Raw genomic sequence first — 17,351 nt, forward strand, 5'->3', positions numbered from 1 at the left:
ATGGGGAGTGCGGACACCTGATGGCATGTCCGCAGTCCCCAGTTGGTGTACGCGCATCGCTCGAATGCGGCCGGAAACCTACGGCAGCAGTCGTCGGTGCCAGGTGAGGAGCGAGGTCAGGAGTAGGAGGGCGGCGAGGGAAGCGGCGCCGGCGGCCAGGCCGAGGCGGGTGCCGGGTGGTTGGTAGGTGCAGGCGACCGTGGACGCGTTGGGTCCGACCGCGATGCTGAGGAGACCGGCGTGGTCGATCGGGACGGTTGGTGTGCCGTCCACCGCGCAGCGCCAGCCCTCGATGTTGATGACTGCGACGGTGACCGTTGCGGCGCGTCCCGGGAGGCGCTGGATGCGGATGCTGTGACCGCCGACCTTCACCACGGCCGGCGCGGATTCGGTGAGGTCGCGGACGGCGGCGGCCAGGCGAGTGCGATCCAGGCAGGCCAGGGCACCGCTCCTGATCGTGATCTGCCGATGAGCCCGGATCTCGACGCGGACGTTGCCGTCGGCGTCGGCGGTACCGACTCGGGTCAGGGGAGCGTTGCTGTAGATCCCCGGACGCTTGTCGCGCAGAGTCGGCGTCCATTCGCCGTCGATGAGCAGATCGACGTACTGGGGGACAGTGAGGTAGACCTCGGACCCGGGCCGGCAGGAGGCGACGACACTCCCGGTGGCATCCGTTGCAATCATCACGGGGGAAAGCTTCGGCACGGTGTAGACGTCGGCTCCAAGAGCGGTCTCCTGCACGCCGTACGGTCCTGGATCGGACGATCTCCATGGAATGGCAGGGCGGATGGTGACCAGCGGCGCGACAGCGTCATGCGTCACGAGCTTCGGCCCGCCGCTCAGGGGCACGCCATCCCGGGCCGCACTGTCCCGGGTCACCCGACCGCGGATCGCGAACACGGCGTCCACGACGGGATTCTCGGGATCGTAAAGAGCGCGCCCGAACGACGTGTAGCCGAATCCGAGCCCGATCAGCGCTCGGGAGGTCGTCTCCGGGATGGTGCTCGAGTAGTACTGAGGTCCCTGCCCACCCAGCAGCATCGGATCGTTGAACGTGACCAGTTGGCCCGGTGCGGTCCGGTACCGCGGCCAGTCGTCCATCGACTGCACCAGCGACCGCACCTGCTCATGCTCGGCGCCCCAGTACGCCGTGTTCGACAGGCTCTCGTATCGAGCCGCGTCGATGGCCACGGAGGACGCCGTCACCTCAGCCAGTGCGGCGCTGATCAGGACCGCAACCGCGCCTCGACGTACCCGGCCGGGTGAGCGAGTGAACGCCCAGGCAAGCAGTGCGACACCGATCAGCACCGGTACGGCGATGCGCGTGGTCGGCGTGATGTGCGGGACATCTCGCGTCCACAGATACAGCCCGAGAACGAGCAGCACTGGAGAGAGCGCGATCAGGAGAGAGCGCGATCTCGGGAACGCGCTCACCGACATCCAGCCGAGGATCACGAGCATCCCCGCGATCACGAAGGCCTGCCGGTACGAACTGCCTTGGGGCGTGTCGAACCCGTGCCAGGCCCGGTGCGTGAACGTCACCTGCATGCTGACCACGGTCAGTCCCACCGTCAGCGTCCAGATCAGCCGCTGCCGCGCTGCGATCGCGCGGTTGAACGGGAAGCTCAACGCCAGGAGCAGCAGCAGAGTGCCGACAGCGAAACTCGGACTCGTGCCGACGCCCTCGCTGCCGGCCAGCAGCCGGGACAAGAACTCCCGCGTCCCGGTCCGCTGGAACTCCTGCGGCGGACTCGGAGTCGCGGCCTTCACCAGAGCGAACGTCGGAACCAGCAACGGCGCCGTCAGACCGATGCCGAGAGCAACGGCCAGAACGCACCGCAGCCCACCGCTCAGCCGCTGTCGCCAAGGCTCGGTCGCATCAGCCGTCAGGATCCGGGCCACCGTGACGATTCCGGCCCCGATCGTTGCCATGTACACCGTGTAGAAGTGCGAGGTCCACAGCAGCGCGACAACGATCGGCGTCACGACCATCGCGGTGATCGATCGCTTCTGCAGGATCCACTCGCAGAGCAGGCACAGCACCGGGAACGCGACCATCCCACTCAGCCAGATGGTCATGTACGCCGCATCGTCGATCGACCACGAACAGGCGCCGTACGACGTTCCGGCCGTGACGGCGATCCAGACCGGCCCGCTCGGCCGGATCATCCGCAGGTACGCCGTCATGGTGCCGGCCCCGAGGCCGATCGCGGCCGTGGCGATCAGGAACAGGGCGAGGTCGATCCGGTCCCGCGGCAGGACGAACGCGATCCAGGACAGCGTGGAGCCGACGTACGCCATGAAGTCGCCGAGGAACGGGACGCCGAAACCGCTCTGCCAGTTGAACACCAGATCGCCCGCGGCCTGGCCGGTGCCGACGTCGCGCAGATGTGCGGCCATCGGGATGAACTGCTGACCGAGGTCGTTGGTGCTGCGGGTCCGGTCACCGAACGGGTAGGTGCCGCGGATGATCCCGCTGAGGACGAAGGCGGCGGAAGCGGCCATACCCGCAACCATGGCTGGCCAGTAGCGCCGGGCCTGCATCCTGAAAGGTCCCCCTCGTTCGGCCGCGGTTGCGTTCCTGCGAGATCAACGCACTGCACTGCATTGCATGGCACTGCGATTGGTTGCGTTCCTAGCAGATAAAGGCGCTCGGAGGGCCGCGAGGTTGCGCGGGCTGCGGAAGTGAGAGCGACGACTCGGTTGAGGGTGTCGTGCGGTGCGGGGGAGATCGCTCTGCGTGAGCTTGGGAAGTTGCTTGTCAGGACGAGCGGTCGTCGACTAGCGTGGTTATTAAAGCCGGTTGGATAATTGGTTGGGGTCGATGGAGACTGCTCCTGGGGCTGCTCATGCAGAGCGGTCCGCGAACCAGGTCGCCTGCCTGCGGTGGCTGGCTGAGGCCGGGGTCGCGCAGACGGTCGGCGTGATCGCCGCCGAGACGGGGTTGTCCCGTCCGACGGTGCACGCCGTACTCGACGATCTGGTCGAGGCGGGCCTCGTCGAGCCGAGCAATGCCGCGTCGGCCGGGCCCGGGCGGCCGGCGAGGTCGTTCCGGTTCGTGCGCGAAGCCGGTCTGGTCGCCGGCGTGGACATCGGCCCGCGGGGCGTGCGCGCGGTGCTCTGCGATCTGGCAGGGGAGCGACTCGGGTACGCCGAACTCGCCCGCGACGGCAGCACAGTCGACGTCGTGCGGAACGCGGTCGAGGCCGCGGCCAAGGAGGCCGGGACCGATCTCGAGCGCCTACGGGCGGTCGGAGTCGCGCTGCCCGGTGTCGTCGAGGAGAGCGGCCGGCTGCGAGCGAGCCTGGTGCTGCCCGAGGTGGTCGGTGAGCCGATCGCCGAGACCGTCGCGGCGGAGCTCGGCTGCCTGGTCACCGTGGACAACGACATCAAGCTCGCGGCGCTGGCCGAGCAGCGCGGTGGCGCCGGCCGCGGGCACTCCGACGTTCTCTATCTGCAGGTCGGCAACCGCCTCTCACTGTCGATCGTTCTCGACGAGGAGATCCGGCAAGGAAGCCATCGCCTGGCCGGCGAGCTCGGCGCCCAGCGCGGCATGCGCTGGACCCGCAACGCGCAACGCGGCCAACTCGTCTGGACGTCGCACCCGACCGGAGAGGCCGTGCTGCAGGCAGCCGCCGCCGGTGATGCGGAGGCCAAGGCCGAGATCAAAGATTTCTGCGGGCAGATCGCGGGCCGGATCGCGACCGTTCTCCTGGTCGTCGACCCCGATGTCGTCGTCGTGCGCTGCGGCGGCGCAGCCGAGAGTACGGCGCTGCTCCGCCCGCTGGAAGCAGCCGTCGCGAAGGAACTCGTCGTTCCGGAGCGATCGCCTTTCGTTGCCGCTGCCTTGGGGCGTGAGGCAGCGGTTCTGGGGGCGGCCGGTCATGCGTTCGACCGGTTCGGTCCCACCGTGTACGGCGTCCGGAACTACCCGAGTCCCTGGCACAAGCTCACGCATGACACTGCGCCAACCGTCACCCTAGGGAGGAACTACCAGTGAAACTGGGAGTCAGTTCGTACAGCTTCAGCAAGCTCATGGCCCGCGGCGAGATGGACCTGGTCGGGGTCGTGGACTGGGTGGCGGACTCACCGGCCGAGCACCTGGAGATCGCCGCGCTCGGCGACGACCTGCTGACCGACGACAAGCTGGTCGAGACCGTGGTGAAGGCCGCGGGCGACCGCGGCGTGCCGATCCTGAACTACCTGATCGGCGCCGACTTCCGCGAAGGCAGCACCGAGGAAATCGACCGCGTCCGCCGGCACGTGGACGTCGGGCACCGGCTCGGCGCCCGGCTGTTCCGCCACGACGTGCTGCCGTGGGGCTGGCGCGAGGCGAACCAGGCTGAGTTCGAGGCGGTCTTCCCGCGCTTGGTCGAGGGCGCGCAGGTGGTCGCGGACCACGCCGCCGAGCTCGGCATCACGACCACGGTCGAGAACCACGGCATGTCCATGAACGGTCACGAGCGGGTCGCCCGCCTGGTCCACGCCGTCGACCGCCCGAACTTCCGCGTCACCCTCGACCTCGGCAACGGCCTCTGCGTCGGCGAGGTCCCGGGTCGCACGGTGTCCGGTCTCCTCGACGTCGCGGCCGCCGCGCACGTCAAGGACTTCCACATCCGCCGCTCGATCCCCAGCGACGGATGGCTGAAGACGCTGGCCGGTGACTACCTGCTCGGCACGATCCCAGGCCACGGCGACCTCGACCTGCGGGCACTGCTCGCGCTCGTCGCCACCAAGCCCGACCTGCCCGTGACGCTCGAGTTCGAGGGGCTCGAAGCGGCTCCCGGCGCGGTCGAGCTCGGCCTCAAGAACGTTCTCGCACTGGCCGAAGGAGCCTCCTGACATGACCACCAGAATTGCCGTGATCGGCGTGGGCACGATCGCCCAGGAACACATCAAGGCCTACCAGCAGAACCCCGGCGCCGAGGTGGTCGCGCTCTGCGACATCGACATCGAGCGGGTCAAGCAGCGCGCCGAACAGTTCGGCGTCCAGCGGGCGACCGGTGACGTCGCGGAGATCCTGTCGGACTCCGAGATCGATGCCGTCAGCATCTGTGTCCCGAACAACCTGCACGCCGAGATCGCCGAGGCGGCCCTGCGCGCAGGCAAGGACGTGCTCGTCGAGAAGCCGATGAGCACGTCGGTCGCCGAGGCCGAGGCGCTGGTCAAGGCCACCACCGAGACCGGGCAGGCGCTCCAGATCGGCTACGTACGGCGGTACGCGCCGAACGCCCTGGTCGCGAAGCGGTTCCTGGACGAGGACGAGTTCGGCCGGATCTACGCCGCCCGTACGACGATCCTGCGCACTGCCGGTAACCCCGGCGGCTGGTTCGGGGACAAGGACGTCGCCGGCGGCGGACCGCTCATCGACCTGGGCGTGCACGTCGTCGACCTCTGCTGGTACCTGATGGGCCAGCCGGCCGCTGTCGCCGTCTCCGGCGCGACCTTCGACCCGATCGGTGCCCGGGACAACATCCAGAACCTGTCCCGCTACCGCGCCGCCTCGCCCACCCGGGTCAACAACGTCGAGGACTACGCCACCGCCCAGATCCGGTTCGACGGCGGCGCCGTACTGAACGTCGACGTCTCCTACTCGCTGCACACCCGCAACGAGACCGCGGTCCAGCTGTTCGGCGAGAAGGGCGGCGTGGAGATCGAGCCGGCCCTGCACATGGTCACCGAACGCCACGACACCCTGCTGCACATCGAGCCGCAGATCGACTCCCTCGGCTTCGACTTCACCGTCGGTTTCGCCAACCAGATCGAGAACTTCCTCCGCATCTGCCGCCGCGAGATCCCCGCCGACGCCCCCGCCGAACACGGCCTCGAAATGGCCCGCATGCTCACCGCCATCTACGAATCCGCCACCACCGGCTCAGAGGTGAAGATCACCCACTAGTAGCCGCCGGCGCTGACCAGCTGCGACCCGAAGGCGAGGATCTTGATCTTGTCGTTGCCCTTGCGGGGCACGACCAGAACGACGTCGTGAAGTCTGGTGGAGGTCAGCGTCGACTCGTAGTGGGCTTCCTTCGGACTGAACGCGGTCTCCGCGCCGCCGTCCCAGTAGAAGTAGCGGTTCGGCCCGACGACCAGGTCGTACTGGTTGTTGATCGTGGCGAGCACCACCGCCTCACCGGTGCTCGTCACGAACGCCGTAGGCGGACTGGCCAGGCTGTAGGAGCGGCCGAGCGACCGGACCGACCCGGCGGCGCCCTTGTGGTACTCCTGCCGCCAGCGGGCAAGGGTCTTGAAGCCCTCGGCGAACTGCGGCAGGACGGCGAACGAGGCACCGTGCGGGGACTTGCCTTCCGCGGTGAGGTACTTGGTCAGTGCCTCGACGGCCGCCTGTGGCGCCACCTTCAGGTTCTTGGCGTCGGCCGCGGTCGCCGGGCGCAGTCCTTTGAGGTCCGGCAGCTTGGCCGACTTCACGAGCGTGGTCCCGTAGGTCTGCAGCCACGGGCTCCCGGCAGTTTCGCGCTGCCACAGCCCGACATTCGGTCCGGCCGTGGCCACGAACCGCATCGGATAGCCGCCGTACTCCGGTACGGCGAAGGTGGGCTTGTCGTAGGTCAGCGGCTTGGGGATCGCCAGCTTGAACTCGCGACCGATGATGTAGCCGGCCCTGGTCTGCCGCAGCAGGTCGCCGCTCTCCACCTGACCGATCTGGACCGAGTTGCGCGCACGGCCGGCCGCGGTACTCACCTCGTTGTAGCGCTTGACCACCGCCAGCGCGGCCTCGTTGCTGATCGCCGGGCGGGTGAGCGTGGTGACGGTGTCGGGCTGAGGCACCGCGGAACACCCCGTCAACAGCCCCAGCACCACCGTCCCCGCCACGACCCGCTGCGCGGTACCACCCCACGGCGAAGGCGGTGCAGACGGTGCAGGTGGCGTGACCTGTACGACGGGCGCCGGGGTGGCCGGACGCCGCCGCAGCACGATCAGGAGGATGCCGAGAGCAAGGATCAGCAGTCCGGCAGCCAAGATGCCGAGGGCAACGACGAACGCGTGCGGGACCTCGATCCCGAGCCGCACCTGCACATCGGGAGGCGTCTTGCCGTCGGCCGACATGACGACCACGTCGTACGGCCCGTCGGCGATCGGCCAACGGATCGCCTGCGACCCGGCCCCGGCCGACTTCACCACCCACCAGTCGAGACCGTCCGGCGCCGCCAGAGGCTTGGGAACTCCGGCCGCGCCTTCCACCTCCTGTGTGACCAGGGCGATCGGATACGTCACCTGCACAAGGGACGTGTGCGCTGTCTCCTTCAGATAGCTGGCAACGTCGAAGTCGCGCCCGACACCGACGAACACCGGCTTCCCGCTGCTCGTGCGCGCCTGGACATGCAGGATCGGTCCGTGCCGATCGAGCATCTCCGGCGGACTGGCGAACGCCAGTCCCTTGCTCACCAGGTGTTGCTCGCCGGACGTGACGGTGTTGTCCGGCCCGATCACGAAGAACGCGGCGACTCCACCACCGATCGCCAGCAACAGACCGACAAGGCCCAGCAGAACACCAACAGACACCCGAACAACCCGCACGAACAACTCCCCGAGACCCGAGACCGAAACCGCAACCAACCGGTCCCAGATCGTAACGGCCGACCACGGCTCAACAGACCCGAAAACCGGGTGATTGCACGAAGCTGCAAACGGAACGCCTCCGGTGCCACCCCCTGCATTGGTGGCACCGAAGGCTGATTGGGGGAAGCGGTCAGATCAGGGGGAGGAGTTTCTGGGCTTCGGCGGCTTGGCGGGAGGCGGCGGCTCGGGACTCGGCTTCGGCCAGGGAGTTGCCGGCGTGCTGGGTCCACCAGGCCTGGCCCTCGGCGGGGAGGCTGTCGATCGGGTCGTAGTACTCGTAGGTGCGGTTCAACGCTTCCGGGTCCTGCTGCTCGATGCCGGTGCGGTAGTTCTTCTTCCAGTACGAGATGCCGCGGACCTCGTCGTACTCCGACAGCTGGTGCACCCAGCGCTTGCCGACGTACGGGACGTCGCAGACGATGCGCGGGGTGGCGAAGCCGGGGAGGTAGCCGAGGATGCCGTGCTGCAGGTGCTGGGCTTCCTTGACCGAGACCCGCCAGTGCTCGGAGAACGGGATCATGTCGCACATGTAGAAGTAGTACGGCGTGATGGTGGCTCCGTCGAGCAGTGCGAAGCAGAGGTCCAGCAGCTCGGGGATGGAGTCGTTCACGCCCCGCATCAGGACGCCCTGGTTGCGGACGTCGCGCAGACCGGCCTCGAACATCGCCTTGGTCGCCTCGGCCACCAGCGGGGTGACGGACTGGGCCGCGTTCACGTGGGTGTGCATCGCGATCATGACGCCGCGCTGGCGGCCCAGCTGGGCGACACGCTCGACGCCGGCCCGGACGTCGTCGGACAGCCAGTGCTGCGGCATGCCCATCAGCGCCTTGGTGGCCAGCCGGATGTCGCGGATGTTCTCGATCTCGAGCAGGCTGGTCAGGAACGACTCCAGCCGCGGCCAGGGCATGTTCGCCACGTCGCCGCCGGAGACCACGACGTCCCGCACACCCGGCGTACGGCGCAGGTAGTCGAGCATGTCCTCGACCCGGGCGTTCGGCTTGGTGACGAACTTCAGCTTCTCGATGACCGGCGTCGAGTTCCCGACCAGGTCCATCCGGGTGCAGTGGCCGCAGTACTGCGGACAGGTCGGCAGCAGCTCGGCCAGCACCTTGGTCGGGTAGCGGTGGGTCAACCCCTCCGTGGCCCACATCTCGTGCTCGTGCAGTGAGTCCCGCGTCGCGTGCGGGTGCGACGGCCAGTCGCTGCGGCGGTCGGTGAAGACCGGCAGCATGTAGCGACGCACGGGGTCGGCGTAGAAAGCCTCGGTGTAGTCGGCGGCACCGTGCGGGACGATCGTGTTCAGCATCTGCGGCGGGAGTAGCATCGACATCGTCGCGCGCTCGGCCTGGTCCCGGGTGAGGTCCTCGTAGAACCGCTCGTCGACCAGGTCGCCCATCACGTCGCGCAGTTGCTTGACGTTCTTCACGCAGTGCGAACGCTGCCACTGGACCGAGCGCCATTCCTCGGCCGTCACGTCCTTCCAGCCGGGGATCCTGGTCCAGTCCGGCTCCACGAGCTCGGTCCGCCGGTAGGCGTACGGCTGACCCGCAGCGCTGCCAGCGCCCTCAGTGGGGTCGATCAGGTCAGCCGGGCTGATCAGGTCGGTCACGAGTCCTCCGGGGGTTTCCGTGCGATGTGGTCAGATGTGAGGATAGCGATAGAACTTCCCCTAGATCCAACAGTACGCCGCAAGAATTCTCGTCACACTGATCTTTCAGTAGTATTTTGCCCGACCGTTCAGAGGAGGACAGGTGCCGTCGAGCCCGGTAGGACTACACCGCGTGATCACGCCGTCGGGCGTGTTGCCGCAGGCCGCGGAGCGGTTGGACGCCCGCGCCGAGATCTGGCCGGACGAGGTCCGGATCGCGATCGAGCGGCTGAATCTGGACGCAGCGTCGTACCGGCAGCTGGCCGGTGTCCATGGCGGTGACGGCGACGCCATCCGCCGCGAGGTGCTGGAGATCGTCGCGACGCGCGGCAAGATGCAGAACCCGGTGACCGGCTCCGGCGGAATGCTGGTCGGCGTCGTCGACGAGGTCGGCCCGGAATCACCGCTCGGGCTCACGGTCGGTGATCGGGTCGCGACGCTGGTCTCACTGACGCTGACCCCGCTGGAGATCACCGACGGGCTGCAGAGCTGGGATGGGCAGGGCGAGCAGGTCCCGGCCGCCGGCCACGCGATTCTTTTCGCTCGCTCGATCGTCGCGAAGCTGCCGGACGACCTGCGGCCGGAGCTGTCGCTGGCCGTGATGGACGTGTGCGGAGCGCCCGCGCTGACCGCTCGCGTGGTCCGCTCATATGTCGACAAAGGCATTAAGCCTGTCGTGTCAGTAATTGGCGGCGCAGGTAAATCCGGCTCGCTGTCACTGGCTGCTGCTCGCGACGCCGGTGCCGCCCGGACCATCGGCATCGTCCCGGTCCAGCACGAGGCCGACACCCTGAACGCGGCCGGTTTGGCCGACATCGTCGCCCTCGCCGATGCCCGCGATCCGGTCGCGCTCAACGCGGCGGTCGAGCAGGCTGGGGGACCGGCCGACATCACCGTCGTCTGCGTCGACGTGCCTGGTTGCGAGCATGGCGCCGTACTGTCGACCGCTGCCGGTGGCACGGTGATCTTCTTCTCGATGGCGACCTCGTTCTCGGCCGCCGCGCTCGGCGCGGAGGGGCTCGCCGCGGACGTGACAATGCTCGTCGGGAACGGGTACGTGCCCGGTCACGCGGACTACGCCATCCAGCTGTTGCGGAACGAGCCGGGTGTCCGCGGTCTGTTCGAGAGCAGGCTGGCGGAGGATTAGGCCGTGCGCACACTTCTGACGAACGGTTCCGTCTACTCACCCGCCGACCCGCATGCCACCGCGATCGCCTTCGACGACGGGGTGGTGACGTGGCTCGGCGACGACACCGGAGCCACCTTGTACGCCGACGGCGCGGACGAGGTGATCGACCTCGACGGGAAGCTCGTCACCCCGGCCTTCGTCGACGCCCACGTCCACACGATCGGGACGGGCCTCCTGCTCAACGGCCTCGACCTGACCGGTACCCGCACGCTCAACGAGGCGCTCGACCGGCTCGCGGCTCACGCTGCTGATCTTCCGGCCGGCGCGGTGATCGAGGGGTCGAACTGGGACGAGACCCGCTGGCCCGAGCACCGCCCGCCAACCGCTGCCGAGTTGGACCGGGCCTCTGGTGGCCGGCCGGTCTACCTGTCCCGCGTCGACGGTCACTCCGGTGTGGTGTCGTCAGCGCTGGTCGCGGCGGTGCCGGGGCTGACCTCGCGGGAGGGGTACGACGAGAGCGGTCGCGTGGAACGGGCTGCGAATCACGCGGTCCGGGACGCGTTGTCGGACGACCTGGCCGCTGCGGGCGGTGCCGCGCAGAGTCGCGCGCTCGAGAACGCGCGGACCGCCGTACAGGCAATGGCTTCCCGGGGGATCGGGGCGTTCCACGAGATGGCAGCGCCGCATATCGGGCCGCGCTGGGAGCTGTCGATCGTCCGGCAGGCCGCGGAGGAGTTCGGACTGCACTCCACTCTGTACTGGGGTGAGCCCGGCGTCTTCGAGGTCCTCGACGAGTACGGCGTGGCCGGGCTGGCCGGTGACTTGAACGCCGACGGGGCCCTCGGTTCCCGGACTGCAGCTCTGCGCGAGGCGTACGCAGACCAGACCGACCACCGCGGGCACGCCTACCTGACACCCGAGCAGATCGCCGAACACGTCATCGCCTGCACCGAGCGCGACATCCAGGCCGGTTTCCACTGCATCGGCGACCAGGCGCTCGACAACATCGCGCGCGGCTTCGAGCTGGCGGCTGAGAAGGTCGGCGCCCAGGCACTCGTCGCCGTCCGGCACCGCCTGGAGCACGTGGAGATGCCGAGCCCAGAAGCGATCGCGACCTTCGCCCGGTACGGCGTCGCTGCCAGCGTGCAGCCGATGTTCGACGGACTGTGGGGCGGCCCGGACGACATGTACGCCGAACGTCTCGGCGACCGTTGGCAGGGGATGAACCCGTTCGCGTCGCTGGCCCGGGCGGGCGTCGTACTGGCGTTCGGTTCGGACGCGCCGGTGACCGAGCTCGGTCCGTGGGAAGCGGTGCGGGCGGCGGCGTTCCACCGCAATCCCGATGAGCGCATCACGGTCCGGGCCGCGTTCCAGGCGCATACCCGTGGCGGTTGGCGGGCAGCCGGGATCGACGATGCGGGCGTGCTCGCGCCGAACCTGCCAGCGACGTACGCGATCTGGCAGAGCGAGGCCGACCTCGTCGTCCAGACCCCGGATCAGCGGGTCGCGGCCTGGTCGACCGACCCGCGGGCCGGCGTACCGGTGCTGCCTGACCTGTCCGAGGGCTCGCCGGTGCCCACTTGTTTGCGGACCGCCGTTGGCGGTCGCATCGTGTACGACTCCGAAGGATGGTCGCAGTGACTCGTGCGGTGAAGAAGCTCGACCTCGATCCGGTCACCGTCCGGAAGGCGCGCAGCCTGGCCCGCAAGGCCGGGCGGCCGATCGTCAACCTGGCCAAGCAGCACACGACGGTCTCGGTCGAGCGCGCCGTACTGCGACTGGCCGGATTGGCCGGCGCGGACTCGGAAGGCATCCCCTGGGTGAACCGGCTGGCGGACACCGTCCGGGCCGATGTCGGGCTGGAGCACGGGTTCGCGCTGCCCGTCTGGGACGCGCTGCTACGCGGCGAGGCCGAGGACCTGAACGTGCTCGCGCAGAAGGCCGCCTCGGGCTCGGTCACCTTCCGGCTCCCCGAAGGACGCGACGCACAACGAGCCCGTACGGCGGCTCGCAAGGCCGCGGCGGGCGGTCTGAAACTGATCGACGGCAGACGGCGTGAGCGCGACCGGCTGATCAAGAAGCACGGTGATCCCGAGCAGCGGCCGTGGATCTACCTGATCGTTGCCACCGGCGACATCTACGAAGACATCCCGCAGGCCCAGGCCGCAGCCCGGGCCGGCGCGGACATCATCGCCGTGATCCGCTCGACCGGGCAGTCGCTGCTGGACTACGTACCCGAGGGCGCGACCCGGGAAGGGTTCGCCGGGACGTACGCGACCCAGGAGAACTTCCGGCTGATGCGGGCCGCACTCGACGAGTCGTCACGCGAACTCGGCCGCTACATCCGGCTGACCAACTACGCCTCCGGTCTCTGCATGCCGGAGATCGCGACGCTGGCCGGTCTGCAGCGGCTCGACATGATGCTGAACGACTCGATGTACGGGATCCTGTTCCGCGACATCAACCCGATCCGCACCTTCGTCGACCAGCGGTTCAGCCGGCAGATCCACGCCCGCGCCGGGATCATCATCAACACCGGCGAGGACAACTACCTGACCACCGCCGACGCGGTCGACGCCGCGCACACAGTGACGGTCTCGCAGTTGCTGAACGAGTACTTCGCCAAGGAGGCCGGGCTCGAGGACTGGCAGCTCGGCCTCGGGCACGCGTTCGAGATCACGCCCGAGATCCCGGACTCCTTCCGGATGGAGCTCGCGCACGCGATGCTCGCCCGGCAGCTGTTCCCGGACGCGCCGCTGAAGTGGATGCCGCCGACCCGGCACATGACCGGCGACGTGTTCCGCGGCTACCTGCTCGACGGCTTCTTCAACCTGGTCGGCGCGATGACCGGACAGGGCATCCTGCTGGTCGGCATGATGACCGAGGCGGTCGTGACGCCGTGGATCTCCGACCGCGACCTGGCCCTGCAGAATGTTCGTTACGTATTGGGTGCCGCAGGCAACCTTCATGAGGACTTCCACCCGGCGCCGGACGGCTTCATCGCCAACCGTGCACGGCAGGTGCTGGGGGAGTCGATCGACCTGCTGGACCGGATCGTCGACGAGGGCCTGCTGAACGCGATCGGCGACGGGACCTTCGGGCTGATGAAGCGCCCGCAGGACGCCGGTCGCGGCCTCGAAGGTGTCGCACGCCGCTCGGGCGAGTACTACAACCCAGCCATCGAACTGCTCGAGGAGGCACAGTGAGCATCATCCGGCCGTACGGAGACACCACCGGCGACGGGATGGTGCAGATGTCGTTCACGCTCCCGATCGCGCACGACAAACGCGCCGAGGGCGCGGCGATCCAGCTCGCGAACAAGATGGGCATGGACCCGGCGCTCGTCGTACACGCCAAGCCGATGGGACCGGACTTCACCTTCTTCGTCGTCTACGGCCCGGTGAACCACCTGGTCGACACCGACAAGGTCGAGGTGATCGAGCGCGACTACCCGCTGCTCACGCCCAAGGAAGTGAACCTGTCGGTCCGCAAACACCTGCGCCGGCGGCTCACCATCGTCGGCGCCTGCATCGGTACCGACGCGCACACGGTCGGCATCGACGCGATCATGAACATCAAAGGGTTCGCGGGGGAGAAGGGCCTGGAGTACTACCGCGAGCTGAAGGTGGTCAACCTCGGCGCCCAGGTCGCCGTACCGGAACTGGTCCGGCGGGCCAAGGCCGAGAAGGCCGACGCGATCCTGGTCTCGCAGGTCGTCACCCAGCGCGAGGCGCACGTGCTGAACACCAAGGAGATGTCCGCGGCGTTCCGGGAGGCGTACGCCGAGAACGCGCGACCGGTGTTGGTTGCCGGAGGCCCCCGTTTCACCGAGCAGATGGCCGACGAACTCGGCGTCGACCGGGTGTTCGGACGCGGCACCACCCCGGGCGAGGTGGCCAGCTACCTGGTCGACGCTCTCGTCACCAAACGTCAACCTGTGAAGCGGAGTGCATAAAGGTGTCAAAGGCAACTATCGGTCTGAGTGTCACGCATCGCCGTTACGTGCCGTACAGCCACGCGCACTATGCGGGGAACCTGGTCGATGGCGCCTACGTGCTCGCTCTCTTCGGTGATGTGGCGACCGAGGTGTGCATCCAGGCCGACGGCGACGAAGGCCTGTTCGCGTCGTACTCCGACGTCCAGTTCCTGCAGCCGCTGCGGGCCGGTGACGTGGTCGAGGTGAAGGCAACGATCACCCGGGTCGGCAACCGCAGCCGCGAGCTCGACTTCAGCGCGTACGTCGTCTGCCGCGGCCGGCCGGACCAGTCCGAATCGGCGGCCGAGGTCCTCGCCGAACCCCTTGTGATCACACGCGCGAAGGGCACTGTCGTCGTACCGGTTGGGTGACGAATAGTTGCCCTAGGTAACAGTCACATGGAGTGACACAGGTGTAACTTCTGGTAGCACAGACGAAAGTGTTACAACGACCCTAAGAGGCCGATGGAGAGGTTGACACCGTCGTCGGCAGCGAGCATCGTTTTGGGAGTCGTCAGAACGTGTTTGACCAACGGTCACACAGAGTTCGGCCACCGGATGATCCCGCGACGCTGACCAGGCCAGTGCCAGGCTTGAGTCGACGGGGGCTGAGATCGCCGGTGGTTAGCCCCCCGCGGGGCAGAGGTGAAGAGGCTCGGCGCCCAGTAGACAACAGCCGCGCGGTTCGCATCCAGTGATCCGGCGGTTGGTCCGAAGGGCGCCGAGCCCCTTTCCGTTCACACGACCTTCTTCGCTGCCCGATAGAGTTGTCACGGCCGGTGGTGCCGGTGGTGAGGACTAGGGAGACGGCGTGGACCGGTTGAAGGCTCTGGGGCGGCTGCTGCCGCGTGTCGTGGTGGCTGTGGCGGCGGGTATCGCGCTCGGGTACGCCTTCGAACCCCACACATATCCCTGGCTCGCATTCATCGCCCTGCCGCTCTTCTTCGCGGCCCTGAACGGCACGACTCTCTCCTCGAAGGCAGGCTTCCTGATCGGAGCCGGCTTCGGGATCGCGTACTACGCGACGCTGGTGCCCTGGCTGAGCGTGATCGGCGGCGACGCCGCGATCGCGCTGGCGATCCTGGAGGGCCTGTTCTACGCGGTCTTCGGAGCCTTCGCCGTACGCGTGTTCCGGCACAAGCTGTGGGCGCTGTGGATCCCGTGCCTGTGGGTAGCGACCGAGTTCGCGACCGCCTCGGTCCCGTTCGGCGGCTTCCCCTGGGGCCGGCTCGCCTGGGCCTTCTCGGATTCCCCCTTGGGCAGACTCGCGGCGTACGTCGGAATCCCCGGCCTGAGCTTCGTCATCGCCGTACTGGGTGTTCTTGTGTACGTCGTATTCCGGCAGGCCTCGCGGTTCCGGATGCGGGTCCTGGCCGTGGTCGCCGGGGTGGCGATCTTCGGTGGCAGCGCGTTGATCAACCTGTCCACCGACGGCAACGGCAAGACCGTGACCGCGGCGATGGTCCAGGGCAACGTCCCCGGGAAGGGACTCGAGTTCCTCGGCCGGGCCCGGACCGTGACCAAGAACCACCTGACCGCGACCCTCGACCTGGAGAAGCGCGTCCAGGCCGGCACCGAGGCGAAGCCCGATGTCGTCATCTGGCCGGAGAACTCGACCGACATCGACCCGTTCAAGGACGACGAGACCCGCGCGGACATCGAGCAGGCCGTGAAGGCCGTCGGCGTACCGATCCTGGTCGGCGCGGTCCTCGAAGGGCCCGGCCCGAACGAGCGGCAGACCACCGGCGTCGTCTGGGACCCGCAGACCGGCCCTGGCCAGGTCTACGCCAAGCGGCACCCGGTGCCGTTCGGTGAGTACATCCCGTTCCGCGAGCAGTTGCTGCCCTACATCAAGCGGCTGGAGATGGTCGGCCGGCAGACCGCACCCGGGAAGGTCCCCGGCATCGTGCCGATCCGCGGCGTCACCTACGGCGACGTGATCTGCTTCGAGCTCGCCTACGACAACGTCATCGCCGACGTCCTCAACGGCGGTGCCCAGATCCTGGTCGTGCAGACGAACAACGCGACGTACGGCGGCACCGGTCAGCCCGAACAGCAGTTCGCCATCACGCGGATGCGCGCGATCGAGACCGGCCGTACCGTGCTGATCGCCTCGACCAGCGGTATCTCCGGCGTCATCCAGCCGAACGGCAAGGTCGAGCACAAGTCCGGCCAGTTCGTGGCGGATGTCTACGTGGCGAAGGTCCCCGTCCGCGACGGCAAGACCCTGGCCATTCGCCTCGGCGCGTGGCCGCAGTGGATCCTCACAGGCCTCGGCCTGCTCGGCATCGTGCTCGCCCTGGCGACGCGACGTCCGGCCCGCCCGCAGGAGCCGCCGGCCGCTAAGCCCGTGCGGCAGAAGGTTCCCGTCTAGAGCTTGGCCGACTCCGTATCCTGGGCTGAAGGAGAGGGGTACGACATGGGCTGGTTGGTAGCGCTCGCGCTGCTCTTGGTGCCGATCGTGGAGATCTACGTGATCATCCAGGTCGGCCAGGTGATCGGTGGCTGGCCCACCGTCGCCCTCCTCATCGCCGAGAGCGCCTTCGGCGCCTGGCTCATCAAGCGGGAGGGCCGCCGCGCCTGGGCCGCCCTCCAGTCCTCCTTCGAGACCGGCAAGATGCCCGGCCGCGAGCTGGCCGACGGTGCCCTCGTCCTGATCGGCGGCACCCTGCTGCTCACCCCAGGCTTCGTCACCGACATCTTCGGCTTCTTCTTCGTCCTCCCCTTCACCCGCCCGCTGGCCCGCCGAACCCTCACCGCCTTCCTAGGCCGCCGAGTAACCCAGCTCAGCACCAACGGCCTAGGCGGCTCGGGCCTGGGTGGTGGTCTTGGCGGAGGCTTCGGCCCCGGAACCCCCGGCTCCAACGGCCCAGGCTTCACCGGCTTCGGCCCCACCTCCGGCCCCACCGGACCACGCTCGTCGGCCGACAACGTCGTACAAGGCGAAGTCATCGACCCCGAGCCCCCCAAATAACCAGCTCCCCAGGGACGCACCCCGGCGAGCGGGGCAGGGCGGAC

13 protein-coding genes are annotated in these 17,351 nt (G+C 68.3%); 10 read left to right on the forward strand and 3 right to left on the reverse strand.

Annotated elements, in window-relative coordinates; genetic code table 11:
• Positions 1–78: 78 nt before the first annotated feature.
• The gene (locus E1261_RS06055; RefSeq protein ID WP_165952393.1) at positions 79–2,505 is read right to left on the reverse strand and encodes a YfhO family protein; all 2,427 of its coding nucleotides are present in this window, start codon (positions 2,503–2,505) and stop codon (positions 79–81) included.
• A gap of 319 nt (positions 2,506–2,824) precedes the next feature.
• Between E1261_RS06055 and E1261_RS06060 the strand changes: the two genes are divergently transcribed.
• Genes E1261_RS06060 through E1261_RS06070 form a run of 3 tightly spaced genes read left to right on the forward strand, consistent with a single transcriptional unit; the run spans position 2,825 to position 5,899 of the window.
• Positions 2,825–4,000: an ROK family transcriptional regulator gene (locus E1261_RS06060; RefSeq protein WP_132403148.1), complete on the forward strand. Its 1,176-nt coding sequence runs from the start codon at positions 2,825–2,827 to the stop codon at positions 3,998–4,000.
• Positions 3,997–4,842, forward strand: a complete 846-nt coding sequence (locus E1261_RS06065) for a sugar phosphate isomerase/epimerase family protein (protein ID WP_132403151.1) — start codon at positions 3,997–3,999, stop codon at positions 4,840–4,842. Before E1261_RS06060 ends, E1261_RS06065 begins: the two co-directional genes overlap by 4 nt.
• 1 nt (position 4,843) lies before the next feature.
• A complete protein-coding gene (locus E1261_RS06070; RefSeq protein ID WP_132403153.1) occupies positions 4,844–5,899 on the forward strand; it encodes a Gfo/Idh/MocA family protein in 1,056 nt (351 codons plus the stop codon).
• On the opposite strand, the gene E1261_RS06075 is transcribed toward E1261_RS06070, so the two are convergent.
• Positions 5,896–7,524 carry a DUF8094 domain-containing protein gene (locus tag E1261_RS06075; protein ID WP_132403156.1) on the reverse strand — a complete coding sequence of 543 codons (1,629 nt, stop codon included), beginning with the start codon at positions 7,522–7,524 and terminating at the stop codon, positions 5,896–5,898. The genes E1261_RS06070 and E1261_RS06075 overlap by 4 nt on opposite strands.
• A gap of 187 nt (positions 7,525–7,711) precedes the next feature.
• Positions 7,712–9,190 carry a KamA family radical SAM protein gene (locus tag E1261_RS06080; RefSeq protein ID WP_420813959.1) on the reverse strand — a complete coding sequence of 493 codons (1,479 nt, stop codon included), beginning with the start codon at positions 9,188–9,190 and terminating at the stop codon, positions 7,712–7,714.
• A 172-nt stretch (positions 9,191–9,362) separates the two neighbouring features.
• Here E1261_RS06080 and kdd point away from each other — a divergent pair, with 172 nt between their 5' ends.
• From kdd to E1261_RS06115, 7 genes are all read left to right on the forward strand, one after another.
• Positions 9,363–10,376, forward strand: coding sequence for an L-erythro-3,5-diaminohexanoate dehydrogenase (kdd, locus tag E1261_RS06085; RefSeq protein ID WP_238176029.1), 1,014 nt, complete (start codon positions 9,363–9,365; stop codon positions 10,374–10,376).
• Positions 10,377–10,379: 3 nt separating this feature from the next.
• The gene (locus tag E1261_RS06090) at positions 10,380–11,999 is read left to right on the forward strand and encodes an amidohydrolase (RefSeq protein ID WP_132403161.1); all 1,620 of its coding nucleotides are present in this window, start codon (positions 10,380–10,382) and stop codon (positions 11,997–11,999) included.
• A complete protein-coding gene (kamD, locus tag E1261_RS06095; protein ID WP_238176030.1) occupies positions 11,987–13,564 on the forward strand; it encodes a lysine 5,6-aminomutase subunit alpha in 1,578 nt (525 codons plus the stop codon). The genes E1261_RS06090 and kamD overlap by 13 nt, the downstream gene beginning before the upstream one ends.
• Positions 13,561–14,313: a lysine 5,6-aminomutase subunit beta gene (kamE, locus tag E1261_RS06100; protein WP_132403167.1), complete on the forward strand. Its 753-nt coding sequence runs from the start codon at positions 13,561–13,563 to the stop codon at positions 14,311–14,313. Before kamD ends, kamE begins: the two co-directional genes overlap by 4 nt.
• 2 nt (positions 14,314–14,315) lie before the next feature.
• Positions 14,316–14,705 (forward strand): 3-aminobutyryl-CoA ammonia lyase, encoded by a 390-nt coding sequence (kal, locus tag E1261_RS06105; RefSeq protein ID WP_132403170.1) that lies wholly within the window; start codon positions 14,316–14,318, stop codon positions 14,703–14,705.
• A gap of 439 nt (positions 14,706–15,144) precedes the next feature.
• Positions 15,145–16,707 carry an apolipoprotein N-acyltransferase gene (gene lnt / locus E1261_RS06110; RefSeq protein ID WP_132403173.1) on the forward strand — a complete coding sequence of 521 codons (1,563 nt, stop codon included), beginning with the start codon at positions 15,145–15,147 and terminating at the stop codon, positions 16,705–16,707.
• A gap of 45 nt (positions 16,708–16,752) precedes the next feature.
• Entirely contained in the window at positions 16,753–17,307 is a 555-nt protein-coding gene (locus E1261_RS06115) for an FxsA family protein (protein WP_132403176.1), read from the forward strand.
• Positions 17,308–17,351: the final 44 nt, after the last annotated feature.

Origin of the sequence: Kribbella albertanoniae, assembly GCF_004348455.1 — a bacterium.
GTDB classification, from domain to species: domain Bacteria; phylum Actinomycetota; class Actinomycetes; order Propionibacteriales; family Kribbellaceae; genus Kribbella; species Kribbella albertanoniae.

What these genes read in the sequence shown, in the direction of transcription:
- E1261_RS06115 (WP_132403176.1), top strand. Translation starts at nt 16,753, where the DNA reads ATGGGCTGGTTGGTAGCGCTCGCGCTGCTCTTGGTGCCGATCGTGGAG.
- E1261_RS06070 (WP_132403153.1), top strand. Translation starts at nt 4,844, where the DNA reads ATGACCACCAGAATTGCCGTGATCGGCGTGGGCACGATCGCCCAGGAA.
- E1261_RS06060 (WP_132403148.1), top strand. Translation starts at nt 2,825, where the DNA reads ATGGAGACTGCTCCTGGGGCTGCTCATGCAGAGCGGTCCGCGAACCAG.
- E1261_RS06055 (WP_165952393.1), bottom strand. Translation starts at nt 2,505, where the DNA reads ATGGCCGCTTCCGCCGCCTTCGTCCTCAGCGGGATCATCCGCGGCACC.
- kamD (WP_238176030.1), top strand. Translation starts at nt 11,987, where the DNA reads ATGGTCGCAGTGACTCGTGCGGTGAAGAAGCTCGACCTCGATCCGGTC.